This is a genomic window from Streptacidiphilus carbonis (assembly GCF_000787775.1).
GTDB lineage: Bacteria > Actinomycetota > Actinomycetes > Streptomycetales > Streptomycetaceae > Streptacidiphilus > Streptacidiphilus carbonis.
Genome location: NZ_BBPM01000009.1, coordinates 106,500 through 133,311 on the forward strand (window position 1 = coordinate 106,500; position 26,812 = coordinate 133,311).

Consider the following 26,812-nt stretch of genomic DNA (forward strand, 5'->3'; position numbering starts at 1 on the left):
GGGGGATGGGGGACGGGGGCAGGAGCGGGGCAGGGCTGCGGACCCGGATGCGGGATGCGGGATCCCGGGCGGGGCGCGGTGGTTGAGGAACACCATCGACGCGCCCGCCCCACCCCGGCAAGGCTCCTTCCGTCAGGCGGAAGGGGAGCCGTGAAAGCCGTGACAGCCCTGCCCGGTCCCAGCGGTCACCGGGGCTGCCAGCCCAGCGCCCGGGAGATGCCCCGGGCCGCCACACGGACCGCCGGACCGAGCTGCCGCGGGTGGGCGTCCTCGGCGTGCACGACCACGGACACGGCCGCCACCAGCGCGCCGCCCGCACCGAACACGGCCGCCGCCACCGACACGGCGTCGTCGGTGATCTGACGGTCGCTCACCGCGTAGCCGGTGCGTCTCGCCTCGGCCAGCAGCCGGCGCAGCCGGGCCGGATCGGTCACCGTGTACGGGGTGAAGGCGGCCAGCGGAGCGCCCAGCACCTGCTCCTGCAGGTCCGCCTCCGCGTGCGCGAGCAGGGCCAGTCCGACGCCGGTCGCGTGCAGCGGCCAGCGCGCCCCGACCTGGCTGCGCACCCCTACGGCGGAGCGCCCGGAGATCCGCTCGATGTAGACCACGTCGGTGCCGTCGCGCACCGCGAGGTGCACGTTCTCGTGGGTGGCCTCGTAGAGGTCCTCCAGATAGGGCATCGCGGCCTGACGGAGCACCACCCCGCGCGGGGCCAGCGCCGCGGTCTCCCACAGCCGCAGCCCGATCCGGTAGACCCCGGCCTGGTCGCGCTCCAGTGCGCCCCAGCGGGTGAGCGTGCCCACCAGCCGGTGCGCGGTGGTGAGCCGCAGTCCGGCCCGGCGGGCGACCGCCGTCAGCGTCAGCGCCTGGTTGTCCTGGTCGAAGGCGCCGAGCACGTCCAGCAGCCGGTCGGCGGCCGAGCGGGGGTCGGGCGCCGCCGGCCCTCCCCGCCGGCCCTGGTCCGCGGTAGCCATCTACAGCCGCTCCGCCGCGTCCCGTCCGGCCGCCCGCCCGGAGAACAAGCAGCCGCCGAGGAAGGTGCCCTCCAGTGCGTTGTAGCCGTGCAGTCCGCCGCCGCCGAAGCCGGCCACCTCGCCGGCCGCGTACAGCCCGCCGATCGGGCTGCCGTCCGCGCCGAGGGCCCGGGACTGCAGGTCGGTCTGGATGCCGCCGAGGGTCTTGCGGGTGAGGATGTGCAGTTTGACGCCGATCAGCGGTCCGGCGGCGGGGTCGAGGATCCGGTGCGGAGAGGCGGTGCGCCCGATCCGGTCACCGAGGTAGCGGCGGGAGTTGCGGATCCCCTGGACCTGGGAGTCCTTGCTGTAGGGGTTGGCGACCTGCAGGTCCCTGGCCTCGATCTGGGCGCGGACGGTCTCGGCCTTCAGCAGCGGTTCGTCGGTGAGCGCGTTCATCTTCGCCACCAGCTCCTCCAGGGTGGCGGCGACCACGAAGTCCGCGCCGCGCTGCTTGAACGCCTCGACCGGCGCCGGGGCCCCCTTGCCGAGGACCCGCGAGCGGAGGAAGGCCTTGCGGTCCTTGCTGGTGATGTCGGGGTTCTGCTCGGAGCCGGAGAGCGCGAACTCCTTCTCGATGATCTTCTGGCTGAGGATGAACCAGGAGTGGTCGTAGCCGGCGATGTCCTCGGTGGTGCGCAGATGGCGCAGCGTGCCGAGGGTGTCGTAGCCGGGCAGGCAGGGGTCCGGCAGGCGGCGGCCCAGCGCGTCGAACCACATCGAGGACGGGCCGGGCAGGATCCGGATGCCGTGGCCGGCCCAGATCGGGTCCCAGTTCTGCACGCCCTCGGTGTAGTGCCACATCCGGTCCCGGTTGACCAGGCGCGCCCCGGCCTCGGCGCTGATGTCGAGCATCCGGCCGTCGACATGGGCGGGAACGCCGGTGACCATGCTGGTGGGCGGGGTGCCCATCCGCTCCGGCCAGTACTGGCGGACGATGTCGTGGTTGCCGCCGATGCCGCCGCTGGTGACGATGACCGCCTGCGCGTTCAGTTCGAACTCGCCGACCGGGTCCCGGTTGGAGGCGACCCCGCGGGCCGAGTCGTCGTCGGCGAGCAGGGTGCCGCGCACGCCGTGCGCCCGGCCGTCGGAGACCAGCAGTTCGTCGACCCGGTGGCGGTGGTGGAAGGTGAGCAGCCCTTCCGCCGCGGCCCGCTTCGCCGAGGCGACGAAGGGCTCGACCACCCCGGTGCCGGTGCCCCAGGCGACATGGAAGCGCGGGACCGAGTTGCCGTGCCCGTCCGCGCGCAGGTCACCGCGCTCGGCCCAGCCCACGGTCGGCAGGAAGCTGATGCCGTGTCCGGTCAGCCAGGAGCGCTTCTCGCCGGCGGCGAACTCGACATAGGCACGTGCCCAGCGCGAGGCCCAGGAGTCCTCGTCGTCCAGCCGGTCGAAGCCGGCGCTGCCCCGCCAGTCGTTCCAGGCCAGTTCGAGCGAGTCCTTGACGCCCATCCGTCGCTGCTCGGGGGAGTCGACCAGGAACAGCCCGCCGAAGGACCAGAACGCCTGGCCGCCGAGGTTGGCCGCGTTCTCCTGGTCCAGCAGGGCGACCCGCTTTCCCCGGCTCGTCAGTTCGTGTGCGGCGACGAGTCCGGCCAGGCCGGCTCCGACGACGATGACGTCAGCGTCCATGGGGATCGATTCCTTTGTGCAGGCGGGCGGGGGTACGCGGGACAGGTGGGTAGTCTCCACACCCCCGCACCGGTCCTGCAAGCCGGACGCGGCCGTGTCCGGGAACCGATCGGCCCCTGGGCGCTGCGGGCTGCTCGCTCAGGGGCCGGACAGGTCGTGTTAGCGATCACATGACGCTCTGTTCATGCGTCCCACCCGGGGCGTACCTCCGCTCTTCACACGCCTGCCCGAGACTCCGAGCGACCGGAAACGCGAGCCGCGCTCGCGGCTACCCCCGCGTAACCCCCGCGCACCCCGCGCACCCCCAGTGCGAACCCGATCCCGATTCCGAACCCTCAACCGGCGGAGATGGCCTTGAAGACCCTGAGTACTGTGAACCGGCGCGGATTCCTGCGGAACGCGACCGGCGTATCACTGGGCCTCGTCGCGGCTCCGACAGCGCTGAACTGGTTGACGGTCCCGCAGAAGGCGGAAGCCGCGGTCACGCCGGTCAAGGCACTGGCCTTCGTCGACACCTACACCACCAACACCGGCGCCGACCTCACCCCGACCGGGAACGCCGCGGTCCGCGCCCTGTCCGGGATGGACCGGCTCTGGAGGACCGGGACCGCCTGGAACACCGGGACGCCGCTGGCGGCCGACGTCCTGCGCGCCAACATGCGCTACTGCGCCCGGGTCAGCGCGACCCGGACCGACGCCGAGGAGCGCGAGGCGTTCATCCACGACCGGCAGGACCAGAGCTACGCCTCGATCGCGGGCCTCGGCCCGCTGGCCGACCTCTACCGGGCCGGCGCCAAGGCCGTCACCTCCATCACCAGCGCGCCGGACGGGACCCCGTCCGGCCTGGTCAACGACGGTGTCCCGGCCGGCTCCCCGGCGGGCTCCAGCACCGGCGCCGGCTCCACCGGCTCGGACCTGGGCCTGGTCGTCACCCTGGTGAACACCCTGCGCGGCAACTACGCCTCGGGGAACCCCAGTAAGAACGCCTACCAGTACCCGCGCCCCTGGCGGATGACCGAGGACAGCACGGTCGTCGACACCGGCACCGTCGACGCCTACGGCTTCCCGGTCTACAAGTCCGACGTGAAGGTGGTGCCGCAGCTGCTGCTGCAGCGCAGCACCACTCCCGCGAGCGACGGCGGCTTCCCCAGCGGCCACACCAACGCCTTCTACCTGGCCTCGCTGGCCCTCGCCTACGCCGTGCCGGAGCGCTTCCAGGAGCTGGTGGCCAGCGCCTCCCACCTCGCCAACACCCGGATCACCGCGGGTATGCACTCCACCGTCGACGTCGTCGGCGGCCGCACCCTGGCCACCGCCCTGGCCGCCGCCACCCTGGCCGACCCCGCCAACGCCGCGCTCAAGGCCGCGGCCCGGGCCCAGGCCGCCGCCTACTTCCAGGCGAAGACCGGTACCACCGCGGACACCCTCTATGCCTTCGCGCATGCGGCCGGGGTCGACACCGACCCCTACGCCGACCGTGAGGCCAACGAGGCGGCGGTCACCCCCCGGCTCACCTATGTGCTGCCGCGCCGCGGCCGCGACATCGCGATGACGGTGCCCAAGGGCGCCGAGGTGCTGCTGGAGACCCGGCTGCCGTACCTGGACGCCGGGCAGCGCCGCGAGGTGCTGCGCGGCACGTCGCTCCCCTCGGGCTACGCCCTGCTGGACGGCGACGACCAGTACACCGCCGAGCACTGGGGCCGGCTCAACCTCTTCGCGGCGGCGGACGGCTACGGGTCGTTCGACGGCGATGTGAGCGTGACGATGAACGCCGCCGATGGCGGGTACAGCGCCGCCGACGCCTGGCGCAACGACATCGACGGCTGCGGCGGCCTCACCAAGCAGGGCACCGGAACGCTCACCCTGTCCGGGGTGAACAGCTACTCCGGCGGCACCACGGTGGCGGCCGGCGTGCTCACCGCCGCCTCGCACCAGGCGCTCGGCCACGGCGACGTGCAGCTCAAGGGCGGCGAGCTGCGCGTGCAGCCGAACGCGGGCGGCGTCGCGGTGCGCGGCAGCCTCGCCCTGGCCGCCGGCACCACCCTGGCGGTGACGCTGCACCGCGGCGGCTCCGCCGCCCTGGAGGTCTCCGGCCGGGTGGCTCTGGGCCGCGGCGCCGTGCTCAGCCTCCGGCTGTCCGACCCGGACACCGGTTCCTGGAACCGCGAGACCATCCTGCCGGTGATCGAAACCCGGTCGCTGCAGGGCCAGTTCGCCTCGATCACGGTGGACGCCCAGGGCTTCCGGGCCGTCCCGGTCCACACCCACCAGGGCCTCTCGGTCCGGATCACCCGCCACTGACCTTCCCTGATCCGCGCAGCGGATGCACCATGGCACCGCCGTGATGCGTCCGCTGCGCCGCACCATGAGTCCCACCGTTTCCGCACTGTTCCGCTCCCACCCTCGCTTCAGGAGTTGACATGTACGCAAAGAGCAGGCGTCGCAGCCTCACCCACGCCGCCGTCGCGGCGGTCGCGCTGGGGCTGGCCCTCGCCGCCCCGTCCGCCGCCGTCCACGCCGACGACCTCGGCTCGCGGACCCTGGCCGGGGCCACCTCGGTCGGGCTGCACAACACCTACAACGACAAGACCCCCTACACCTACCTGGCCGACGCGCTGGACTCCGGCGCCACGCTGATCGAGCTGGACGCCTGGGCCAACCCGTTCACCCGCAAGTGGAACGTCAGCCACAGCAGCCCGCTGGCCAGCAACAACAACTGCGTCCAGGCCGGTACCGCCGCCGACCTCTACACCGGGGACCGCAACCAGAACCTGGACAGCTGCCTGGACGACATCAGGATCTGGATGCAGGCGCACCCCACCCACAACCCGATCATGGTCAAGCTGGAGCTGAAGGAGGGCTTCAACTCCTCGGCCGGACTGGACGCCACCGAGTTGGACAGCTACGTCAAGGCCCACCTCGGCGACCTCGTCTACACCCCCGCCGACCTGCTCACCAAGGCCGACGGCAGTCGCTACCCGGACCTGGACACCGCCGCCAGGGCCGACAACTGGGCCACCCGTGCCGCGCTGGCCGGCAAGGTGATCGTGGAGGCCATCCCCGGCACCGTCGAGCAGAGCCTCAACTCCTCCTCCACCTGGACCGACGTGGTCGAGGCCGCCCACCTGAAGAGCCTGTACGCGGCCGGGAACATCGCCGACGCCGAGATCTTCCCCAGCGTGCTGAACGCCCAGGCCGGCGACCCGCGCACCCGCTACAGCGACACCACGCTGCGCCCCTGGTTCGTGGTCTTCGACGGTGACGCCGGCGCCTGGGTCGGCGACGGCAACACCGAGTGGTACAACACCAACCACTACCTCGCCGTGGTCACCGACGCCTACGACGTCGCCCCCGCGCTCAGCTCCTCCGCCCCGACCCTGGCCGACGCCCAGGCCCGGGTGGCGCTGCTGGCCGCCGACGGCGCGTCCTTCGTCTCGACCGACTGGTTCAACGCCCCCGGCAGCGGCGTCCTGGGCGAGGTGCTGGCGCGTGGCTGACACCCGGCTCCTCCGACCCGGCCGGCTGCTGACGGCCGGCGCCGCGCTGCTCGCCCTGCTGGCCTTCGGCCCGGCGGCCGGCACGGCCCGTGCCGCGACCGCGGTCACCACGGTGAGCGACCCCGCCGCGCTGGTCGACCCCTATGTCGGCACCGCCTCCAACAGCGACTACAGCGCCGGGAACACCTTCCCCGGCGCGGATGTGCCGCACGGTATGGTGCAGTGGAGTCCTGACACCTCGTCACGTCCCAAGGGGGGCGGCTACGGCTACGCCGACTCCAGCATCTCCGGCTTCAGCCTCACCCATGTCTCCGGCGTGGGCTGCGACGCCGCCGGGGACGTGCCGTTCCTGCCCACCACCGGGGCCGTCGGCTCCACCCCGGGCTCGACCACGGCCTCCTTCTCGCACTCCGGCGAGACCGCCTCGGCCGGCAGCTACGCGGTGACCCTCGGCAACGGAACCACCGCCGCGCTGACCACCACCACCCACGCCGGGGTGGCCCGGTTCGGGTACCCGGCCACCGGCTCCGCCGATCTGATCCTGAAGTTGAATGGCAGTCAGATCCCGTATGCAGCATCGACGTTCACCCAGAACAGCAGCTCCGAGGTGACCGGCTCGGTGACCAGCACCGGCTTCTGCGAGGCCACCGACCCGTTCACGGTCTACTTCGCCGTCAGCTTCGACCACGCCATCACCTCCGCCACCGCCTACGGCACCACCTCCGCGGGCCCGGGCGGCGAGACCCTCACCTTCGACACCAGTACCGGCAGCACGACCGTCGAGGCCAGGGTCGGCGTCTCGTACACCTCGGTCGCCGAGGCACAGGCCAACCGGGACGCCGAGGTCACCGGGAAGAGCTACAGCAGTGTCGCGGCCGCCGCCCGCGCTGCCTGGACCGCCCAGTTGGGGCGGATCGCCATCGGCGGCGGGACCAGCGCCCAGCAGACCACCTTCTACACCGCGCTCTACCACGCCTCGCTCTTCCCCAGCGTGGTCAGCGACGCGGACGGCAGCTACCGCGGCTACGACGGCGCGGTGCACACCGTCGGCAGCGGGCACTCCGCGCAGTACACCGACTTCTCCAACTGGGACACCTACCGCTCCCAGGCCCAGCTCACCGCGCTGCTGGATCCGTCCGCCGCCTCCGACATGGCGCAGTCGATCGTCAACGACTACACCCAGGGCGGCACCCTGACCAAGTGGGGGATGGCCACCGGCGAGACCGACATCATGGTGGGGGACCCGGCCGTGCCGGTCCTGGCCGACTACCGGGCTTTCGGCGCGACCGGGTTCGACACGGCCACCGCCCTGGCCGCCATGGTCAAGGAGCAGACCACCGACACCGCGGTCACCCCCGGCGTCGGCTACCTGGACAGCTTCGGCTACCTGCCGACCAACAGCCTCTACGGCTGCTGCCACGAGTACGCCACCACCTCCACCCAACTGGAGTACGACACCGACGACTTCGCGCTGTCCACGTTCGCGGCGGCGCTCGGCGACAGTGCCACCGCGACCCGGTTCCGCAACCGGGCGCAGGACTGGAGGAACATCTACAACAGCTCCAGCGGCTACATCCAGCCGATCCACTCCAACGGGCGCTGGATGGACGGCTTCAACGCCAAGCTGATCACCGGCACGTCGAGCAACGACTTCGCCGAGGGCGACGCCTTCACGTACACCCCGATGATCCCGTTCAACATCGCGGGCCTGGCCGGTGCCGAAGGCGGTACCTCCAGCCTGGCGGGCTACCTGGACAGCGTGCTCTCCGGCTACCAGGGCCTCGGCAGCGTCATCGGCACCCAGTCCAACATGGGCAATGAGCCCAGCCTGGAACTCCCGTGGGAGTACGACTGGGTGGGCCGGCCCTACAAGGCGCAGAGCACCGTCCGCGCGGTCCAGGACCAGCTCTGGGCGGCCACCCCGGGCGGCCTGCCCGGCAACGACGACCTCGGCGAGCTCAGCTCCTGGTACGTGTGGTCGGCCCTCGGCCTGTACCCGGAGACTCCGGGCACCGCCGACCTGGCGATCGGCGGCCCGCTGTTCCCGCAGGCGGTGGTCTCCCTCGGCAGCACCGGCAAGACCATCACCGTCACGGCACCGGCCGCGGCGGACGCCGACCCCTATGTCCAGGGCCTCACCGTCAACGGCAGCGCCTGGAACCAGGCATACCTCCCGTCCGCCGACACGGCCTCGGGCGCGGTGCTCGACTTCGCCCTGGGCAGCTCGGCCGACACCTCCTGGGCCGCGGCGCCCGCGGACGCGCCGCCGTCCTACGACGGCACCGCCAACGGCACGGTGGCCGAGCCCGCCGGGGCGATCACCGAGACGGCGACGGGCAAGTGCGTCGACGACAAGGGTTCGGGCACCTCCAACGGGACCGCCATCCAGCTCTACACCTGCAACGGCACCTCGGCGCAGAGCTGGACCCTGGTGCCCGACCACACCCTGCAGGTGCTCACCGACTGCATGGACGTCGTCAACGGCGGGACCACCAGCGGCACCAAGGTCCAACTGCACACATGTAACGGCACCACCGCGCAGCAGTGGCGGACCGACTCCTCCGGCGAACTGGTCAACCCGGTCTCGGGCCTGTGCCTGACCGACACCAGCGCGGGCGCCACCAACGGCACCCAGTTGACCATCGCCACCTGCACGGCGGCCACCGGCCAGCGCTGGACGGTAGCGACGGCCTGACGATCCGAGGCTGAATTGACATGGAAATGTCAACTGTTCGTTACCCCGGGCCCCTTTCCCGCTTCGGTTCTACGCGCGGATACTTCGATTCTACGCGCGTACCACAGCTGATGCACGCCCATCTCCCCACGGAGGCACAGTCCATGACGTCTGTTCATCTCGCCCGCGGCAAAGCCGCACTCGCGGCAGCCGCCCTGTTCGCCGCCGGGTTGGCGGGGGTGGCTGTGACCGCTCCCACCGCGCATGCGGCGACCACGCACCGGGTGCTGTTCGACGACGCGCACGCCGAGACCGCGGGCAACGCCGACTGGATCATCAGCACCAGCATCCCGGACCCGCTGGCGCAGAACGCCAACCCCACCAAGGAGTCCGACTGGACCGGGGCGCTCTCGGCCTGGGGCGTCGCGCTGCAGAAGACCGGCGACTACAGCCTGAAGACCAGCACCAGCGCGCTGACCTACGGCACCGGCTCCGCGCTGGACCTGACCAACTTCGACACCGTCGTCATCGACGAGCCGAACACGCTGTTCACCACCGCCGAGAAGACGGCGCTGATGAACTTCGTGAAGGCCGGCGGCGGCCTGTTCCTGGTCTCCGACCACACCGGCAGCGACCGCAACAACGACGGCTACGACTCCCCGGCCATCATCAACGACCTGATGACCAACAACAGCGTCGACAGCAGCGACCCGTTCGGCTTCTCGGTCGATCTGCTGAACATCACCAAGGACACCCCGAAGGCCATCACCGACGCGAGCAACCCGATCCTGCACGGCGCGTTCGGCACGGTGACCGGCAGCAACATCTACAACGGCACCACCTTCACGCTCAAGCCGTCCGACAACTCCTCGGTCAAGGGCCTGCTCTACCGCACCGGCTACAGCGGCAACACCGGAGCCTTCTTCGTCACCAGCACCTTCGGCTCCGGGCGGGTCGCCGTCATCGGCGACAGCTCGCCGTTCGACGACGGCACCGGCCAGCCCGGCAACACCCTGGAAGACGGCTGGGACGACCCCACCGGAACCAACGCCCCGCTCGCCCTGAACGCCACCGCCTGGCTGGCCTCCGGCAGCGGCGCCACCGCCGGCGCGGTGAACCTGACCAACCCCGGCAGCCAGAGCACCACCGTCGGCACCGCCGCCTCGCTCCAGCTGACCGCCGGTGACACCGCCGGCGGCACCCTCAGCTACAGCGCGACCGGCCTGCCGGCCGGGCTGAGCTTGGACAGCTCCACCGGCCTGATCAGCGGCACGCCGACCACCACCGGGAGCTACTCGGTGACCGCCACGGCCACCGACTCCACCGGCCCCACCTCCTCGGCCGCCTTCACCTGGACCGTGTCGACCGCCGGCAGCGGCGGCGGCTGCACCTCCGCGCAGCTGCTCGGCAACGCCGGGTTCGAGACCGGCAGCGCCTCGCCCTGGACCGTCAGCGGCACCACCGTCTACAGCGGTAGCACCGAGCCCGCGCACAGCGGCAGCTACGCCGCCTGGCTGGACGGCTACGGGACCACGACCACCGACACGCTCGCCCAGTCGGTTGCCCTGCCGAGCGGCTGCTCCAGCTACACGGCCAGCTTCTACCTGCACATCGACACCGCCGAGACCGGCAGCACCGCATACGACACCCTGAAGGTGCAGGTGCTCAACAGCTCCGGCACCGTGCTCGGCACGCTGGCCACCTTCTCCAACACCAACGCGGCCGGCGGCTACACCCAGCACAGCTACAGCCTGGCGAGCTACGCGGGCCAGACCGTCACCCTGAAGTTCACCGGCGCCGAGGACTACACCAAGCAGACCTCCTTCGTCGTCGACGACGCCGCGGTCAACGTGGGCTGACCCGTCGGCTGTGTGCTTCTGACGGATCCTTGGCTGCGGACCGTTGGTGGTTCGTCGCGCAGTTCCCGCGCCCCTTGGGGGCTGCAACTGGCCCACTGCGGGTGAGTTGCAGCTACACAGGGGCGCGGGGAACTGCGCGACAAGCCATCTACGGTCAGCACCTGAGAGACTCAGTCGTACCCCGCGGGCCCGCTGGACTCGCGCAGCACCAGCCGGCACGGCACCGCCTCCACCCCGTGGTGCGGGCGTCCGTCGATGGCGTCCATCAGGTTGAGCGCCGCCACCCGGCCGACCTCGACCAGGTTGGTGTCCACCGTGGTCAGCGGGGGGCGTGAGGCCAGCGCCATCACCTCCCAGTTGTCGTAGCCGGCCACCGCGATGTCCTGCGGCACCCGCCGTCCGGCCTCGCGCAGGGCGTCGGTCACCCCGCGGGCTATCTGGTCGTTGCCGCAGAACAGTGCGTCGCAGTCGGGGTCCAGGCGCAGTACGATCCCGGCCGCCTGCCGGCCCCAGGCCTCGCTCCACTCGCCGAAGTGCACCCGTCCGGTGGCCGGTTCAAGGCCGGCCTCGGCCAGGGCCGCGCGGGTCAGCGCCGCCCGCTGGGAGGCGGCGGCATGGTGCTCGGGGCCGGTCACATGGGCGATCCGGCTGCGTCCCGAGTCGTGCAGATGGCGGACCGCGAGCCGGACGCCGTGCTCGTCGTCGGAGACCACCGAGGCGTCGGCCGGGTCGGTGGAGGGGCCCAGGGCGTAGACGGTGGGAATGGTGAGCGGGCCGGTCAGCGGCGGGCGGGGATCGATCCGGCGGCCCGCCACGATGATGCCGTCGACGCCACGCGCGGCCAGGGTGCGCAGGTAGTGCTGCTCGCGGATGGCGTCGCCGCGGGTGTCGCACAGCAGCACCGACAGCCGTCCGGCGCCCAGCGCGTCCTCCGCGCCGAGCAGCACCGGGATGCTGAACCGGCCGATGCTGTCCGTGGTGATCAGCCCCACGGTCCAGGTGCGTCCCGAAATCAGGCTCTGCGCAAGGGCGTTGGGCTGGAAGTTGAGCCGCTCGGCCGCCGAGAGCACCCGCTGCCGGGTCTCCGGGCGCAGCCTGCCCCGGCCGTTCAGCGCCTTGGACGCGGTGCTCAGGGCGACCCCCGCCAGCGTGGCGACATCGGTGAGGGTGGCCCGGTGGGGCGGGGGCGTGTCGGCTGACATGGGAAAACCGTATCCCACGGAGCGTCAGTTGAGCTACGGCACAACGAAATTGACGTTGTGCCAGATCATGGACCGGGAACAGCAGTTCTGTGAAAGCCATTGACGTCTGCTGTGGGCGTGCCTACTTTCTCGCTGGAAAAAGGGTTTCCTTCCAACCCAGGGGGTCCGTCCATGGCCGTTCCCGATCTCTCCACACAGACCACACCGGGTCCGCTGCGCCTCAGCGGTACTGCCCGGACCGCGCTCCGTCCGGCCCCGGGAGCGCAGGTGGTCGGGGGCTTCTGGCACGAGCGGCGCCGGATCAACGCCGAGGCGAGCATTCCGCAGGGGCCGGGGCTGCTGGAGACCGCGGGAAACCTGCACAACCTGCGGCTGGCAGCCGGGACCGCGGAGGGGAGCTTCCGGGGGGACTACCCGTTCGTGGACTCGGACGTCTACAAGTGGCTGGAGGCGGCCTCCTGGCGGCTGGCCGGGATCGGCCCGGGGGAGGGCGGCCCCGCCGTGGTGCGGCTGGCCGACGACGTGGCCCGGATCATCGACCTGGTCGCCGGGGCCCAGCAGCCCGACGGCTATCTAAACACCTGGTTCCAGCTGACCAAGGGCGGCGCCCGCTACACCGACCTGAGCTGGGGCCATGAGCTCTACTGCGCGGGGCATCTGATCCAGGCGGCGGTCGCCCACCACCGCGCCACCGGCCAGACCTCGCTGCTGACCATCGCCGGCCGGTTCGCCGACCACCTGGTCTCGGCCTTCGGTCCCGGCCCCGACCGCGGCATCGACGGGATCGACGGCCACCCGGAGATCGAGACGGCGCTGGTCGAGCTGTTCCGGGAGACCGGCGAACGCCGCTACCTGGAGCTGGCCGGCTACTTCCTGGACCGGCGCGGCCACGGCCTGCTCGGCGGCGGCGCCTACTGGCAGGATCGGGTGCCGCTGCGCCGGGCCGCAGCCGTCGAGGGGCACGCGGTCCGCCAGCTCTACCTGCTGGCCGGGGCCGCCGACCTGGCCGCGGAGACCGGCGACCGCGAGCTGCATGCCGCGAACGAGCGGCTCTGGGAGGAGATGGCCGCCGGCAAGACCTATCTGACCGGCGGCCTGGGGGCGCACCACGACAAGGAGTCCTTCGGCGACCCCTTCGAACTGCCCACCGAGCGCGCCTACTGCGAGACCTGCGCCGCCGTGGCCTCGGTGCAGTGGAACTGGCGGATGGCCCTGCTCACCGGTCGGGCCCGGTACTCGGACCTGGTCGAACGCACCCTGTTCAACGGCTTCCTGTCCGGGGTGGGCCTGGACGGCCGCAGCTGGCTCTACGTCAACCCGCTGCAGGTGCGCGACGGCCACACCGACCCCGGCGGCGACAAGTCGGCGCGGCGCACCCGCTGGTTCCGCTGCGCCTGCTGCCCGCCCAACGCCATGCGGCTGCTGGCCTCGCTGCCGCACTACCTGTCCTCCACCGACGGCGAAGGACTGCAACTGCACCAGTACGCCTCGGGCCGCTTCAGCGGAGAGGCAGGCGGTCCGCCGGTCGTTGTGAACGTCAACACCGACTACCCCTGGCGCGGACGGATCGAGATCACCGTGGAGGAGGCCCCGGAGGACCGGGAGTGGACGCTGTCGCTGCGCATCCCGCACTGGTGCCGCAGCCACAGCGTCCGACTGGGCGGGCAGCGGCTGCCGGCGCCGGCCGAAGCAGGCTGGGTCCGGCTGCGGCGGACCTGGCGCACCGGCGAACAGGTGGTGCTGGAACTCGATCTGACGCCCCGTCTGACCGAGGCCGACCCCCGGGTCGACGCGGTGCGCGGCTGTGTGGCGATCGAGTGCGGACCGCTCGTCTACTGCCTGGAGGAGGCAGACCATCAGGGCGGGGGACTGGACCGGGTGGTGCTGGACCGCACCGCGCCGCTGTCGGCGGAGCACCGCCCGGACCTGCTCGGCGGCGTCACCGTGATCACGGCCTCCGGCAGACGCCGCCCCGAAGGGGGAGCGGCCGACTGGTGGCCCTACCGCACCGCCGAACCCGTGGCCGATCCGGCCGCCGGTTCAAGGGCTGCTGAGGACGAGCCCGCCGCGGACAAGCCTGCCGCGGATAGGGCCGCTGCGGACGACGCCGGGCAGCGGCTGGAGCTGACCGCCGTCCCCTACTACGCCTGGGCCAACCGCGAGGACGGCGGCATGCGCGTCTGGCTGCCCACCCGCTGACCCGGGATGCACAGTGCCCGTCCTGTTCCACCCATCCACCCCATGGGAAAGGACCCTCCGTTGCGCAGAGCCCCCACAGCCTTAGGCGTACCGCGCCGCAGGACCGCCTTCGCGGTCGTCGCCGCGCTGCTCGCCGCGCTGATTCCGTTCCTGGGCACGGCCGCCACCCCGGCGGCCGCCGCGTCCGCCTTCACCAGCACCGCGGTCGACCAGGGCAGTGGTGACTGCCTGGACGACCCCAACAGCCAGACCACCAACGGCGTGCAGCTGATCCAGTACTCCTGCAACAGCGGTACCAACCAGAACTGGACCTTCACCCCGGTCTCCGGCACCACCGCGAACTACACCGTCACCAGCTTCGCCGGCCTGTGCATCGACGTCTCCGGACGGTCGACCGCCGACAACGCCCAGATCATCCAGTACTCCTGCAACAGCCAGACCAACCAGCAGTTCACCCTGCAGCCGGTCGCCGTCTCCGGCGCGACCAACACCTTCAACCTGGTCGCGGTGCACTCCGGCAAGTGCGTGGCGCCCAGCGGGGACAGCACCGCCAGTGGGACCCTGCTGGTCCAACTCCCGTGCACCAGCGCCACCACCAGGGTCTGGCAGCTGCCCGGCTACGGCTCCGGAGGCTCCACCGGCGGAGGCGGCTATCTGGGCATCCCGGCCGTCGCTCCCAACGCCTGCCACAACAGCTCGCTCCCCAACGCCTACGGCACCAACTTCCCCACCCCGGCCGACCCCTACGGCCAGGGCTTCTCCAATGAGTCGGCACTCGGCTGGGACGGCAACTACTGGCCGGTCTTCTCCTACCTGTCCGGCTCCTACTTCGCCCGCGGCGTCCCCACCACCTACAACTCCGGCGGGACCAACATCTGCGGCGCGATGTACTCCTTCAGCATCTACCACACCGGTGGCAACCGGGCGGCCCAGTCGGTGCAGTGGAGCGAGGACAGCGGCTACCTGCCCGCTCTGACCACCTCCTTCACCACCGGGACCACCGCGGTGTCCATCAAGGACTTCGCGGACAAGACCACCATCGGCGGCAACCCGGTGATGCTGGTGTACACCCGGGTCTCGGTGACCGACAACGGCAGCAGCGCCATCACCCTGGACCCGGGCGGCACCGGCATCAACTTGGTGCGGCTGACCAGCAGTTCGCTCAACACCGTGCAGCCCGGCGCGACCAGCAACCATGACTACGTGGCCGCGGTGGACACCTTCGGCTCCAGTGCCGCGCTTCCCAGCGCCGCCACCCTCACCAGCAGCGCGCCCACCCTGGACAGCGCCTACAGCGCCATGGCGGCCTACTGGAACGGCCGGATCGCCGAGACGCCGACAGTCTCGCTGCCCAACAGCACCCTTCCCAACACCGGCAGCCTGGCCAACCCCGGCACCGCCCTGACCAACGCCTACAAGGCGGGCACCGTCTACGACCTGATCATGCAGGTCGGCGAGGCGCAGTTCTCCGCCGCCAACAACTACGCCTGGCTGCTCAACCACGACGTGCCGGGTGAGCTGATGGCCAGGTTCGAGACCGGCGACTTCCACGACGCGCAGAACCTGCTGCTCACCGCCAGGATCTCGGAGGACCCGAACTTCAACGAGCAGGGCGCCAACTGGTACTACGACGGCGACTGGAAGACCCCGGCCGCCTGGGCGCTCTATCTGGCCAAGACCAACGACACCGTGTTCGTCAGCCAGTACTTCCACGACGACGCGAGCGGCTCCAGCTCCTGGGGTCCCAGCCTCTACACCATCATGCACTCCATCTACCAGGGCCAACTGGTCTCCGACGGAGCGCTCGCGGCCAGCTACGACAACGACTCCTCGGGCCGCTGGCTCTTCGACGACTACTCGGCGCTGCAGGGCCTGGCCGCCTACAAGTACATCGCCACCCGGCTGGGCAACACCACCGAGGCGCAGTACGCCGACACCGCGTACACCTCGCTGCTCACCCACCTGAACACCCTGCTCGGCAGCAACGAGTCGGCCAACGGCTTCAACTACCTGCCCTGCACCGTGGACCAGCCCGACTCCGCCAACCGCTGCAACACCTACAACGACGCCAACTGGGCCTCCCCCGTCTGGATCGGCCAGAACCAGTGGTCGACCATGCTGGAGGGCGGCACCCTGACCGGCATCGCCGGCAGTGCCGCCCAGAGCGACGCCATGTACGCGTGGGGTTTCGCCAGGCTCGCCGCCAACGGCCTGCCCTACCCGACCTTCGGCGCCTTCAACGGCTACTCCACCGCCTACAACACCGCCTACGCCTCCGACGGTCTGTACGGCACCGCCTACCGCGACCTGCCGATCACCAGCTACGCCTGGCAGCTGGCGACCACCACCGGCGGTCCCAACGCCTGGTGGGAGGCGAACGGCAGCGGCCCGTCCAGCAGCAACCCCTGGATCGGCAACCACGCCGGACCCGAGTTCGGCGCCTGCCCGTACGCCTGGCCGACCTCGGCCCAGCAGCAGGGCCTGCTCGAGTCGCTGGTCGCCGAGGGCCTGTCCTCGACCGGCAGCGGCCCGTACACCTTCACCCGTCCGCTCTACATCGGCCGCGGCATCCCCAGCAGCTGGATCGCGTCCGGACAGACCGTGTCGGTCGGCAACCTCACCAACGCCTACAGCGCCTCGGCGGGGACCCGCAGCACCTACGGGGTCTCGCTGGCGGTCACCAAGCCGGGCAGCGGACGGGTCGTCACCGTCAGCCTCACCGGCACCCCGCCCGGCGGCACCGTCGCCGTCCAGCTGCCGATCTTCAATACCGTCGGCGTCACCGCCGTCACCGGCGGCAGTTACGACTCCACCTCCCACACCGTCACCGCGAACTCCGGCGCCACCACGGTGACCATCACCCTGGCCAGCTGACTCTCCGTCAACTGCGCTGTCCGATACACCTGCCATCCGCACGCCGGCGGCCGCCGCAGCGCGGCCGCCGGCCCGTCCGAGGAGTAGCCCCATGATCAGATCCAGGCCGCGCGCCGTACGCAGAGTGCTCGGCGCGGTCCTCGCCACCTTCGCGCTCACCGTCAGCGCAGCCTGCTCCAGCGGAGGCGGCTCCCACACCGCCGGCAGCGGGGGGAGCGGGAGCGGCAGCGGCGGCGCGGCCAAGGGAGTGACGATCACCCTGTGGACCCGGGCGGCGACCCAGTCGCAGACCCAGGCCCTGGTCGACGCCTACAACTCCAGCCATGCCAACCACGTGGTGATCACGTCCTACCCGAACGACCAGTACCCCGCCAAGATCGCCAGCGCGGCCGGGGCCAGGTCCCTGCCGGACATCTTCACCTCCGACGTGGTCTTCGCCCCCAACTACGCCGCGCAGGGGCTGTGGACCGACGTCAGCTCCCGCTTCGCCTCGCTGTCCTTCAAGGACAAGGTGGCCCCCTCGTTCATCAAGGCGGCCACCAACGGCGGCAAGCTCTTCGCGGTCCCGCACGACCTGGACCTGTCGGTCATGTACTACAACAAGACCCTCTACAAGCAGGCGGGCCTGGATCCGACCAAGCCGCCGACCACCCTGGCGGAGTACGCGGCGCAGGCCCGCGCGGTGGCCAAGCTCGGCGGCAAGGTGCACGGCACCTACGAGGGCGGCAACTGCGGCGGCTGCATCGAGTTCACCACCTGGCCCTCGATCTGGGCCGACGGCGGCCAGGTGATGAACGCCGACGGCACCACCAGCAGCATCGACTCCCCGCAGGCCACCGCCGTGTACCAGATCTACCGCAGCCTGTTCGCGGACGGCACCATGGCACCGGGGGCCAAACAGGAGGACGGCACCACCTGGCTCAGCGCGCTGCAGGCCGGCGAGATCGGCATCGCCCCGGGCCCGTCCTCCTGGCTGAACCTGATCGAGCAGAAGGGCGTCGACATCGGCGTCGCCCCGATCCCCGGGGTCAACGGCGGAACCTCCACGTTCGTCGGCGGCGACGTCGCCGGAATCTCCGCCACCAGCAAGAACGCGGACGCCGCCTGGGACTTCCTGTCCTGGTGCCTGGACGACCAGGCGCAGGTCCAGGTCGTCGCCAAACTGCACGAGATCATCGCCCGGACCGACCTGGCGCAGAACCAGTACGCCGTCAAGGACCCGAACGTGGTGACGATCAACCAGGTCCTGGCCAAGGGCCAGACCCCGTACGCACTCAACTTCAACGCCACCTACAACGACCCGCAGAGCCCGTGGACCACCACCCTGCGCGGCGCCTTCTTCGGGCCGAGCCTGGCCGGTGCGCTGTCCTCCGGACAGACCGCCATCACCGCCTCGCTCAAGCAGCAGGGATAGCCGGCAGGCACCGCCCTTCGCCGACGTCGGCGCCACGGGCCAAGCCCGTGGCGCCGCCCGCACGTCCGTTTGCCCGCACCCCGCACCACACGCAGGCCGCACCACACGCAGGCCCGCACCTCACGCACCTCATGCACCTTCCGCACGCGCCGCACGCCCCGCACGCACAGGGAGAGCACGCCATGCAGAGCAGCACGGCCACGCCGCAGAGTCCCGCCAGCGCGGCCGGTCCCGGCGGCCGGCGCCTCGGCCGCCGGATCCGGGTCCGCCCCGCCCCCCGGGGCCGCAACCGCAGACGGGAGCTGGCCGGGCTGGGCTACGCCACCCCCACCGCCGTGGTGGTGGGGCTGCTGTTCCTCGCCCCGCTGGTGCTGGTCTGCTGGATGTCGGTGAACCACTGGCCGCTGCTCGGCAGTCCGTCCGTCAACTTCCCGCACAACTACACCTCGGTCGCCGACGACAGCCTGATCGGCAACGCCGCCTGGTTCACCGTCAAGTACACCCTGGTCACCACCGTGGTGCTGTTCGCCGTCGCGCTGGGGCTGGCGCTGCTGGTGCAGCACCCGCGACCCGGCGTGGCGCTGCTGCGCACTGCCTTCTTCCTGCCCGCGGCCGTCGGCTTCGCCACCGCGTCGCTGCTGTTCCTGGGGCTGCTCAGCAACGCCATCGGGCCGGTCAACCCGCTGCTGCAGGACCTCGGGCTGATCAACAAGCCGGTGGACTGGATCACCGGCAGCCCCGGCGGCGCCCTCGGCTCCACCGTCACCCTGGTGACCTGGCGCTTCGCCGGGTTCAACATGCTGATCCTGCTCACCGGACTGCAGGCGATCCCCAGCGAGCTCTACGAGGCGGCCAGGATGGACGGCGCCAACCGGCTGCAGACGCTGCGCCGGATCACCCTGCCGCTGCTGCGCCCCACCATCGCGCTGGTGCTGATCATGATGATCACCGGTTCGCTGCTGGCCTTCGACCAGTTCTACATCCTCACCAAGGGCGGCCCGGACAACAGCACCACCTCGGTGGTCATGATCATCGTCCGGGACGCCTTCGTCCGTTTCGACCTGGGCGCGGCCGCGGCCCTGTCCGTGGTGGTGCTGGGGATCCTGGTGCTGCTCAACGTCCTGCAACTCTCCCTGCTCCGCCGCCGCGAGGAGCGCTAGCCATGACGAGCACCAGAGAGGCCACCATGACAGGCAACCGCCGGTTCCGGCGCGACGCGGGCAAGCTCGGCTACTACGGCACCGCGGGGGCGCTGGCGCTGCTCTTCCTGTTCCCGCTGCTGTGGAGCGGCTGGGCCTCGGTGAAGACCCCGCACGGCTTCGGCCTGACCAACTACCGCAACATGGTTCACTACGGTGACGGCATCGGCACCTACCTGGTCAACAGCGTCGAGGTGACCACGATGACGGTCTGCGGCACGCTGCTGGTCTCCGTCCTCGGCGGCTACGCCTTCGGGCGGTTCCGCTTCCCCGGCAAGAACCTGCTGTTCCTGGCCACCCTGGCGATCCTGATGGTTCCCTACCCGACCATCCTGATCCCGCTGTACGTGCTGCTGGGGAAGATGGGGCTGCAGAACTCGCTGATCGGGCTGTCGATGGTGCTGGTGATGTTCCAACTGCCGTTCGCCACCTTCATGATGCGCAATTCCTTCGAGGCGGTGCCGCAGGAGCTGGAGGACTCGGCCGCGGTGGACGGCTGCGGCAGCTTCACCACACTGACCCGGGTGATGATCCACACGGTGCGGCCCGCCGTGGTGACGGTGGGTCTGTTCGCCTTCCTGGCCGCCTGGAACGAGTTCTTCGCGGCGCTGATCCTGCTCAACTCCTCGGACAAGTTCACCCTCCCGCTGGCCGTGGTGAGCATGGAGGGCCGCACCTTCGGCTCCATCGACTACCCGACCCTGCAGGCCGGGGTGGTCTTCATGGCCATCCCCTGTCTGGTGCTGTTCCTGCTGCTGCAGCGCAGCTATGTGCGCGGCTTCATGACCGGGGCGCTGCGCAGCTGACCGCGGGCGGTGGAGCCGCCGGCGCGGCTGAGCCCCACCATCACCTCGCCCTCGGGCGCGGAGCCGTAGTCGGTCACCGGGATGCTGTGCAGCCACGTGGCGCAGGCCACGTTGCAGACGCCGACTGTGCTCTGGGTCACCCGGTACTGCCGGTGGGTACTGACCGGAGTCTGCATGCTCCGGCGGGCCGTTCGCCGTCGACGCGTCCTATGGGGCGCGCCCAGGCCGGCACCGGCACGCCTGGGCACCTGCGTCTGGGCCGGCTGCAGCAGACCTGGCTGCCGCGCGCTCCGGTCGTTCGGAAGGGTGCTCGCCGCCGGAGGCCGGGGCGGACGGTGATTCCCGTTGCTGGGGTACTGAGACGCAGGTCACGGGCCTGGTGTGGTTTACCGCACTTCAGGCCCGATTTTCTTGCTCGTTGCTCCGGGTGCGTGTGACGGTGTTGAAGGCAGGCGAACGGAATGCCTGCTGGGAGTTGAGTGAGCGACGCGCTTCGATGCCGTCCTCATACCTAGTTCGCTCCCCTGCTCGGTCGGGCCTGTCGATGACGGCCGCCGGGCGCCGAATCCCTTGAAGCACCGTCGGCAGGTCGCCCGCGCGCGGCCGTGCCGACCGATGCGGGACTTCGGCATGCCCTCCGGCCAATGCAGTCCCATCGTCTCTGGAGTGACATGCTTCACACTGTCCGCACGTCCGCCGGTATCACCCTCACCTTTGTGCTCGCCTCCGCCGCCGTCACCGGCACGGCCTTCGCCGCCACCAGCGGCTCCTCGAACGGCACGCACCACGTCCAGGTCGCCGCGGCCCAGGCCGATGCGGCCGCGAGGGCCAAGGCCCAGACGGCTGCGGCCCAGACGGCTGCGGCCCAGACGGCTGCGGCCCAGACGGCTGCGGCCAAGACGGCTGCGGCCAAGACGGCTGCGGCCAAGACGGCCGCCGCCAAGGCCGCCGCGACCAAGGCTGCTGCCGCCAAGACGGCGGCGGCCAACGCTGCCGCGGCCAAGGCGAAGGCCAAGACGGCGACCCAGGCCACTGCGGTGACCTACGCGGACAACCTCGACGGCTGGATCGCCGAGGCTCGCGCCGTCCTCGCCGCCGACGGCGACCAGGTTCCCTCCGCCGCGTCCATCAAGGCGCGTGCGATGACCGAGTCCTCGGGCAACCCCGGCGCCGAGAACCACTGGGACGCGAACCAGTCCCTCTACGGCGGCACCTACGGCCTGCTGCAGACCATCAAGCCCACCTTCGCCGAGTGGAGCCTCCCGGGTCACAAGGACATCCTCAACCCGGTCGACTCCATCATCGCCGGCGTCCGCTACGCCAACGACCGCTACGGCTCCTTCGACACCGTCGCCTACACCAAGGCCGGCTACTGACCGTCGCAATCGGCGCGCGCTCCGGTCGGCGTGATACCTGTACCAGGTGGCCATCACCCCGGACGCCGACGCGCGCACCTTCGACGCCTTGCTCTGCGATCTCGACGGAGTGGTCCGCTTCTACGACCACTCCGAGGTCAACCGCCTGGAACGGGCCGCCGGCCTGGCCGAGGGCGCGACCATGCGGATCGCCTTCGCCCCGCACAACGACCTGCCGTTGCTGCTCGGCCGCATCAGCAGGGAGCGGTGGGCCCAGGCCATCGCCGGTGACCTGCTGGCCCATGGCTTGACGGAGAGTCAGGCAGTCACCCTGGGGCGGGTGTTCAGCACCGTGCCGTCCTGGGTCGATCCCGGGGTGGTGGACCTGCTACGACGTGCTCGGGCAGCCGGCTGCACCCTGGTCCTGGTGACCAACGCCACCACATGGCTGGAACAGGACCTGGCCGCGCTGGGCATCGCCGACCTGGCCGACCACATCGTCAACAGCTCCCTGGTCGGCGTCGCCAAACCCGACCCGCGCATCTACCGCATCGCCGCCGAGCGTGCCGCGGTCCCCGCCGACCGCTGCCTCTTCGTCGACGACCGCCAGGAGAACATCGACGCCGCCCGCGCCCACGGCATGACCGGCCTCCTCTACCGTGAACCCGCCGACCTGCGCACGGCCCTGGCACCGCTGCTCACCGATCGATCCGGCTAGTCCGCCGTGACGACCAGGTCGTTGGCGCGCAGGGTGTCGGCCAGCCCGGCCGGGGCGGTGCTGAGGGAACCGGCCGTGTAGGGCGGCCGGGGGTCGTACTCGTTGACCAGTTGGATCTGCTGGGCGACCGTTTCGCCGGCGATGCGGCCGGCCAGGTCGAGGGCCAGGTCGATCCCGGCCGACACGCCCGCCGCGGTGGCGTACTTGCCGTCGAAGACGGCCCGCTCCGGCACCGGGACGGCTCCGAAGAGGCGCAGTTGGTCGAGGCAGATCCAGTGCGAGGTGGCCCGCCGTCCTTTGAGCAGACCGGCGGCACCGAGCAGTAGGGAGCCGGAGCACACCGAGGTGGTCCAGGCAGTGGTGGCGTCGATGCGGCGGATCCACCCCAGCACCTCCTCGTCGGCCAGGAGACCGGCGGTTCCGGGTCCGCCGGGTACCAGCAGCAGGTCGGCGGCGGTCACCTCGTCCAGTGGGACGTCAGCGGTCAGGGCCAGGCTCCCCAGGTCGGTGCGCACCGGTCCCGGGCGGGTGGCGGCGAAGACAACCTCGGCCCCGGGCAGCCGGCCGAGCATCTCGTAGGGGCCAACGGCGTCGAGGGCGGTGAAGCGGTCGTAGAGCAGGATCGCAATGTTCAAGGCAGCTCCTTCGGAGCGGTAGGGACGACGGGGGAGTGGGGGCGGAAACGGCGTCGGTACTCGGCCGGTGACACCGACAGGGTGCGGACGAAGGCACGGCGCATGGATTCGGCGGTGCCGTAGCCGCAGGCCCGGGCGATCTGCTCGACGCCGTCGGCGCTGTCCTCCAGGCGGCGCCGGGCCTCCTCCAGGCGGGCCGCGTCAACGTAACGTCCCGGCGTGCGGCCCACCTGGGCGGTGAAGGCGCGGGCGAACTGACGGGGCGACAGTGCGGCCCGGTCGGCCAGAGCCTCCACCGACAGATCGGCGTCGGGACGGGTGGTGATGTAGTGCTGCACCTCGCGCAGCACGTCACGCTCGGCGGACTGCGTGGCCAACTGTGTGCTGAACTGCGCCTGGCCGCCCGGTCTGCGCAGGAAGACCACCAGGTGACGGGCCACCAGAAGGGCCGTCTCCCGGCCGAGGTCCTCCTCCACCAGGGCCAGCGCCAGATCGATGCCGGCGGTGACCCCGGCGGACGTGCACACCGGGCCGTCGCGGACGAAGACCGGGTCCGGATCGACCTCGACGTCGGGGAAACGGCGGGCCAGCGAATCGGCGTAAGCCCAATGCGTGGTGGCCCGTCGCCCGGCCAGCAGGCCGGCTTCGGCCAGCAGAAACGCCCCGGTGCACACCGAGACCACCCGCTCGGCGCCGACCGCCAGTTCGCCGATCCGCCGGACCAGACCGGGATCCGGCCGCGCGGTGGCGGTGCCGCCGGGCACCAGCAGCGTATGTGGCGGCTCCACCAGGTCCAGATCCCGATCCGGCAGCAACCGCAGTCCGCTGGAGCACCGAACCGCCGCACCGCCGGCGGCCGCCGTCGTCACCCGGTACGAACCGTCGCGCACCCCGGCTCCGGCGAACACCTCCGCCGGCCCGCTGACATCAAGGCTCTGCACGCCCTCGAACAGGACGATGAGCACATCACGGCTGGTCATACGGACCAGCCTGGCATCGGCGGCCGATGGCAGCAATGACAGGTTCCCCACCTTTTCTGCCATCGGAGGTGGAACGGTCAGTCACGGAAAACCGGGTGACCGGGGTGCGATCGGATCCCTAGGGTCGGCGGCATGGACAGTGCCGAGCGACCACTGCTGAATGTCGTCGACGTCGAGGCGACCTGCTGGGACGGTCAGCCGCCGCCAGGGGCGGTGAGCGAGATCATCGAGATCGGTCTCACCGTCGTGGACCTCGGCCGGGGCGAGCGGGTCGGGCGGCACCGGGTGCTGGTGCGGCCGAGTCGATCCACCGTCAGTTCCTTCTGTACCGACCTCACCGGGCTCACCCAGGCCGAGGTGGACACAGGTCTCGGCTTCGCTGACGCCTGCCGGCTGCTGGCCGTCGGACACCGGGCCGGGGCACGCCCCTGGGCCAGTTGGGGCGACTACGACCGGCGCCAGTTCACCCGTCAGTGCGAGTCCACCGGCGTCGTCTACCCGTTCGGGCACCGGCACACCAATGCCAAAGTGGCCTTCACCGAGGCCTATCGACTGCGCAGGCGCCCGGGTATGGCGCAGGCGCTGCAGATCGCCGGACTGCCGCTGGAGGGACGCCACCACCGGGGCGAGGACGACGCCTGGAACATCGCCGCGCTGGTGCTGCAGCTGGCCGGTCGGGGTGAGTGGCCCTTCGAGTAGGCGCGATCAGGCCGTGGGAGCCGTCGGTGCCGTCGTTCCCGGGGGCTCGCGCAGTTCCTCCGGGAGCAGGTCCATCAGCAGGCCGTCGTGGAAGCTGCCGTCCTGGCGGCGTTCGTAGTGGCGCATCACGCCGACCGGGCGGAAGCCCAGGCTGCGGTACAGGCTGATCGCGGGCGCGTTCTCGGTGTCCGGGTCGATGGTGAGCCGGTGGTGGCCGTCGGCGTCCAGGAGGTGGCGGGCCAGGGTGTGGACGGCGTCGGCGCCGATGCCGCGGCGGTGCCAGCCCGGGTGGACGGCGATGTCGATGCCGGCGCTGCGATAGGCGGGGGTGGGCTCCTCGCAGGACTGGATGATGCCGACGACGTCGCCCTGGTACTCGATCGCGTAGCTGCGGATGTCCTCGGGCGGCGCGCAGGCCTCTGCGGCCTCCTCGTCCGGGTCGCCCCACCAGCGGGCCACCTCCGGGGTGGCCAGGATCTCGCGAAAGCGCCGACGGTCCGACTCCTCCGCAGGGCGCAGCCTGACCGACCGTCCGCTCAGCACGTCCACGGGCTCCATCTCCACCATGCCCCTATTGTGGCCGCCTCGGACCTGGACACTCCGCGCCCCGCCGCTGAGGTGGTGCCCGGCCGCGACCGGCGAGGGTGGGCACCACCGGGGAGCAGCCGTATCCGGATGCGAGCGTCGACCGCCTGGGCGCCTCCGTCAGCGACGTCCTTGTGCCGCGTGGTGGTGTGGCTAACGCGCTCGTTGCGGTGCCCCGCCGTCACCGGTGGCTGCGGTGCGCCGTCTCCGGTCCGACGACGCGGAGCAGGTCGAGGGCGTCCGCGCTGGGGGTGCCCGGCGGGGGTGTGAAGACCAGTAGCCGCTGGTCCTCGGCCGGGCTGAGCAGCGCCTCGACGTCGAACTCGATCGGCCCGATCTCCGGGTGCAGCACCCGCAGCCGGCTCTGCCGCCGCACGGCGACCTCGTGGCGGTCCCACATCTCGGCGAACTCGTCGCTCGCCTTCCGCAGCCGGGCGACCAGCGCCGCCGCCTCGGCGTCGCCGGACCCGCGGCGCGCCACCGCGGTGCGGAGGTCGGCGACGGCCATCCGGCCGTGCCGCTCCTGCTCCGCCGGCGGGTAGGCCTCGCGGACGAACGGGTCGGTGAACCACCGCCAGACGATGTTCCGGTCCGGCTCGTCCACCGTGCACACGCAGCCGAACAGGGCCTCGGACACGGCGTTCTGTGCCAGCAGGTCGCCGAGGTCGCCGAGGATCTGCGCCGGGGTGCTGGTCAGCTGGTCCAGCAGGTAGAGCATCCCGGGCCGGACATGGCTGCCCGCCCGGCGTCCCTCCGGCGGGCGGTGCCCGGACAGTACGAACAGGTGGTCGCGCTCGTCCTCGGTCAGCCGCAGCGCCCGGGCCAGCGCGGCGAGCAGCTGGGTGGACGGCTGCGGGCTGCGCGCCTGTTCCAGCCGCATCAGGTAGTCGGCGGACATCCCGGCCAGCTGGGACACCTCCTCGCGGCGCAGCCCGGGCGTCCGGCGCCGGGGCCCGGAGGGCAGCCCGACCTCGCTGGGGCGCAGCCGCTCGCGCGACCGGCGCAGGAAGTCGGCGAGTTCACGGCGGTTCATCTCGGTCCGCATGCCTCCCATGATCCCGCATCGGCACGCCGAATCCGTCGGCGGACCCTGGGACCGCTGGTCCTAGGCAGGACGGTCCACTCCCCGTGGAGCAGCCGGCCACCGGCATGCGCCCGAGCGCCAACCTGTTCCGCCAGGTCGGCGCCGACCTGAAGCTGGACATCCGCGCCGCGCTGCCGCGCATCCAGGCGCCGACCCTGGTGATCGGGTGCACGCTGGACGCGCTGATCCCCGTCGCGAACTCCCGCGAGCTCGCGGCCGGCATCGCGCACAGCCGCTACGCCGAGCTGGAGAGCGGCCATGTCTCGCGGGCCGAGCGGCCGGCCGAGCTGGCCGGACTCGTCTCGGACTTCCTCGGCGAGGCCGCCTGACGCCGGACTTCGCGGGCCCGGGCCGCCGGGGCGGGGGGTGGACGGGGCGAGCCGGGGC

General features: G+C 71.4%; 21 protein-coding genes and 1 riboswitch. Of the genes, 13 read left to right on the forward strand and 8 right to left on the reverse strand.

The genetic code is table 11. The annotated features are described in order from the left end of the window. Nucleotides 1-185: 185 nt before the first annotated feature. Nucleotides 186-974, reverse strand: a complete 789-nt coding sequence (locus TR46_RS09725) for an IclR family transcriptional regulator (protein WP_042396895.1) — start codon at nucleotides 972-974, stop codon at nucleotides 186-188. After that, nucleotides 975-2,645, reverse strand: coding sequence for an FAD-binding dehydrogenase (locus tag TR46_RS09730; protein WP_042396898.1), 1,671 nt, complete (start codon nucleotides 2,643-2,645; stop codon nucleotides 975-977). Between the two features lie 348 nt (nucleotides 2,646-2,993). Here TR46_RS09730 and TR46_RS09735 point away from each other — a divergent pair, with 348 nt between their 5' ends. From TR46_RS09735 to TR46_RS39255, 4 genes are all read left to right on the forward strand, one after another. Next, nucleotides 2,994-4,946 (forward strand): phosphatase PAP2 family protein, encoded by a 1,953-nt coding sequence (locus TR46_RS09735; protein ID WP_042396901.1) that lies wholly within the window; start codon nucleotides 2,994-2,996, stop codon nucleotides 4,944-4,946. Nucleotides 4,947-5,065: 119 nt separating this feature from the next. Next, a complete protein-coding gene (locus TR46_RS09740) occupies nucleotides 5,066-6,142 on the forward strand; it encodes a Ca2+-dependent phosphoinositide-specific phospholipase C (RefSeq protein ID WP_042396905.1) in 1,077 nt (358 codons plus the stop codon). Next, nucleotides 6,135-8,837 carry a lectin gene (locus tag TR46_RS09745; RefSeq protein ID WP_052432669.1) on the forward strand — a complete coding sequence of 901 codons (2,703 nt, stop codon included), beginning with the start codon at nucleotides 6,135-6,137 and terminating at the stop codon, nucleotides 8,835-8,837. Before TR46_RS09740 ends, TR46_RS09745 begins: the two co-directional genes overlap by 8 nt. Before the next feature lie 143 nt (nucleotides 8,838-8,980). Beyond that, nucleotides 8,981-10,675 (forward strand): putative Ig domain-containing protein, encoded by a 1,695-nt coding sequence (locus TR46_RS39255; protein ID WP_052432670.1) that lies wholly within the window; start codon nucleotides 8,981-8,983, stop codon nucleotides 10,673-10,675. A 170-nt stretch (nucleotides 10,676-10,845) separates the two neighbouring features. Here TR46_RS39255 and TR46_RS09755 read toward each other — a convergent pair whose 3' ends face one another. Beyond that, nucleotides 10,846-11,877, reverse strand: coding sequence for a LacI family DNA-binding transcriptional regulator (locus tag TR46_RS09755; protein ID WP_042396908.1), 1,032 nt, complete (start codon nucleotides 11,875-11,877; stop codon nucleotides 10,846-10,848). Nucleotides 11,878-12,048: 171 nt separating this feature from the next. Between TR46_RS09755 and TR46_RS09760 the strand changes: the two genes are divergently transcribed. The 5 genes from TR46_RS09760 to TR46_RS09780 all read left to right on the forward strand — a co-directional run bounded on the left by TR46_RS09760 (nucleotide 12,049) and on the right by TR46_RS09780 (nucleotide 20,369). Continuing rightward, a complete protein-coding gene (locus TR46_RS09760) occupies nucleotides 12,049-14,076 on the forward strand; it encodes a glycoside hydrolase family 127 protein (RefSeq protein WP_042396910.1) in 2,028 nt (675 codons plus the stop codon). Nucleotides 14,077-14,136: 60 nt separating this feature from the next. Continuing rightward, on the forward strand, nucleotides 14,137-16,950 hold the full coding sequence (locus TR46_RS44090) for an RICIN domain-containing protein (RefSeq protein WP_236655277.1): 2,814 nt from the start codon (nucleotides 14,137-14,139) through the stop codon (nucleotides 16,948-16,950). A 91-nt stretch (nucleotides 16,951-17,041) separates the two neighbouring features. Beyond that, a complete protein-coding gene (locus TR46_RS09770) occupies nucleotides 17,042-18,364 on the forward strand; it encodes an ABC transporter substrate-binding protein (RefSeq protein ID WP_042396915.1) in 1,323 nt (440 codons plus the stop codon). Nucleotides 18,365-18,546: 182 nt separating this feature from the next. Then, nucleotides 18,547-19,524: a carbohydrate ABC transporter permease gene (locus tag TR46_RS09775; RefSeq protein ID WP_052432671.1), complete on the forward strand. Its 978-nt coding sequence runs from the start codon at nucleotides 18,547-18,549 to the stop codon at nucleotides 19,522-19,524. Between the two features lie 2 nt (nucleotides 19,525-19,526). Then, a complete protein-coding gene (locus tag TR46_RS09780) occupies nucleotides 19,527-20,369 on the forward strand; it encodes a carbohydrate ABC transporter permease (RefSeq protein WP_042396917.1) in 843 nt (280 codons plus the stop codon). Here TR46_RS09780 and TR46_RS09785 read toward each other — a convergent pair. Further along, nucleotides 20,330-20,509 (reverse strand): hypothetical protein, encoded by a 180-nt coding sequence (locus TR46_RS09785; protein ID WP_152626386.1) that lies wholly within the window; start codon nucleotides 20,507-20,509, stop codon nucleotides 20,330-20,332. The two genes, TR46_RS09780 and TR46_RS09785, sit on opposite strands and share 40 nt — an antisense overlap. A 531-nt stretch (nucleotides 20,510-21,040) precedes the next feature. Between TR46_RS09785 and TR46_RS42185 the strand changes: the two genes are divergently transcribed. Together TR46_RS42185 and TR46_RS09795 are read left to right on the forward strand one after the other, a co-directional pair. Beyond that, nucleotides 21,041-21,745 carry a lysozyme family protein gene (locus TR46_RS42185; protein ID WP_052432672.1) on the forward strand — a complete coding sequence of 235 codons (705 nt, stop codon included), beginning with the start codon at nucleotides 21,041-21,043 and terminating at the stop codon, nucleotides 21,743-21,745. Between the two features lie 52 nt (nucleotides 21,746-21,797). Continuing rightward, complete coding sequence (locus TR46_RS09795) at nucleotides 21,798-22,442, forward strand: HAD family hydrolase (RefSeq protein ID WP_052432685.1); 645 nt, start codon at nucleotides 21,798-21,800, stop codon at nucleotides 22,440-22,442. Here the strand turns inward: TR46_RS09795 and TR46_RS09800 are convergent. After that, nucleotides 22,439-23,077, reverse strand: a complete 639-nt coding sequence (locus TR46_RS09800; protein WP_042396929.1) for a DJ-1/PfpI family protein — start codon at nucleotides 23,075-23,077, stop codon at nucleotides 22,439-22,441. The genes TR46_RS09795 and TR46_RS09800 overlap by 4 nt on opposite strands. Further along, the gene (locus TR46_RS09805) at nucleotides 23,074-24,057 is read right to left on the reverse strand and encodes a GlxA family transcriptional regulator (protein ID WP_042396931.1); all 984 of its coding nucleotides are present in this window, start codon (nucleotides 24,055-24,057) and stop codon (nucleotides 23,074-23,076) included. Before TR46_RS09805 ends, TR46_RS09800 begins: the two co-directional genes overlap by 4 nt. A gap of 132 nt (nucleotides 24,058-24,189) precedes the next feature. Between TR46_RS09805 and TR46_RS09810 the strand changes: the two genes are divergently transcribed. Further along, on the forward strand, nucleotides 24,190-24,756 hold the full coding sequence (locus TR46_RS09810; protein ID WP_042396934.1) for a 3'-5' exonuclease: 567 nt from the start codon (nucleotides 24,190-24,192) through the stop codon (nucleotides 24,754-24,756). 6 nt (nucleotides 24,757-24,762) lie between these two features. Here the strand turns inward: TR46_RS09810 and TR46_RS09815 are convergent, their stop codons facing one another. Both TR46_RS09815 and TR46_RS09820 read right to left on the reverse strand, forming a co-directional pair. Continuing rightward, a complete protein-coding gene (locus TR46_RS09815; protein WP_236655278.1) occupies nucleotides 24,763-25,323 on the reverse strand; it encodes a GNAT family N-acetyltransferase in 561 nt (186 codons plus the stop codon). Nucleotides 25,324-25,377: 54 nt separating this feature from the next. Continuing rightward, a riboswitch (ZMP/ZTP riboswitch) is annotated at nucleotides 25,378-25,461 on the forward strand. A 61-nt stretch (nucleotides 25,462-25,522) separates the two neighbouring features. Then, the gene (locus tag TR46_RS09820; protein WP_439654351.1) at nucleotides 25,523-26,395 is read right to left on the reverse strand and encodes a helix-turn-helix transcriptional regulator; all 873 of its coding nucleotides are present in this window, start codon (nucleotides 26,393-26,395) and stop codon (nucleotides 25,523-25,525) included. A gap of 74 nt (nucleotides 26,396-26,469) precedes the next feature. Here TR46_RS09820 and TR46_RS09825 point away from each other — a divergent pair, with 74 nt between their 5' ends. Next, nucleotides 26,470-26,754, forward strand: coding sequence for an alpha/beta fold hydrolase (locus tag TR46_RS09825; protein WP_052432673.1), 285 nt, complete (start codon nucleotides 26,470-26,472; stop codon nucleotides 26,752-26,754). Nucleotides 26,755-26,812: the final 58 nt, after the last annotated feature.

Coding starts and splice junctions, on each gene's coding strand:
- TR46_RS09780 (WP_042396917.1), top strand. CDS start 19,527: ATGACGAGCACCAGAGAGGCCACCATGACAGGCAACCGCCGGTTCCGG.
- TR46_RS09740 (WP_042396905.1), top strand. CDS start 5,066: ATGTACGCAAAGAGCAGGCGTCGCAGCCTCACCCACGCCGCCGTCGCG.
- TR46_RS09730 (WP_042396898.1), bottom strand. CDS start 2,645: ATGGACGCTGACGTCATCGTCGTCGGAGCCGGCCTGGCCGGACTCGTC.
- TR46_RS42185 (WP_052432672.1), top strand. CDS start 21,041: ATGCTTCACACTGTCCGCACGTCCGCCGGTATCACCCTCACCTTTGTG.
- TR46_RS09755 (WP_042396908.1), bottom strand. CDS start 11,877: ATGTCAGCCGACACGCCCCCGCCCCACCGGGCCACCCTCACCGATGTC.
- TR46_RS09770 (WP_042396915.1), top strand. CDS start 17,042: ATGATCAGATCCAGGCCGCGCGCCGTACGCAGAGTGCTCGGCGCGGTC.
- TR46_RS09725 (WP_042396895.1), bottom strand. CDS start 974: ATGGCTACCGCGGACCAGGGCCGGCGGGGAGGGCCGGCGGCGCCCGAC.
- TR46_RS09760 (WP_042396910.1), top strand. CDS start 12,049: ATGGCCGTTCCCGATCTCTCCACACAGACCACACCGGGTCCGCTGCGC.
- TR46_RS09815 (WP_236655278.1), bottom strand. CDS start 25,323: ATGGTGGAGATGGAGCCCGTGGACGTGCTGAGCGGACGGTCGGTCAGG.
- TR46_RS39255 (WP_052432670.1), top strand. CDS start 8,981: ATGACGTCTGTTCATCTCGCCCGCGGCAAAGCCGCACTCGCGGCAGCC.
- TR46_RS09735 (WP_042396901.1), top strand. CDS start 2,994: ATGGCCTTGAAGACCCTGAGTACTGTGAACCGGCGCGGATTCCTGCGG.
- TR46_RS09775 (WP_052432671.1), top strand. CDS start 18,547: ATGCAGAGCAGCACGGCCACGCCGCAGAGTCCCGCCAGCGCGGCCGGT.
- TR46_RS09810 (WP_042396934.1), top strand. CDS start 24,190: ATGGACAGTGCCGAGCGACCACTGCTGAATGTCGTCGACGTCGAGGCG.
- TR46_RS09805 (WP_042396931.1), bottom strand. CDS start 24,057: ATGACCAGCCGTGATGTGCTCATCGTCCTGTTCGAGGGCGTGCAGAGC.
- TR46_RS09820 (WP_439654351.1), bottom strand. CDS start 26,395: ATGGGAGGCATGCGGACCGAGATGAACCGCCGTGAACTCGCCGACTTC.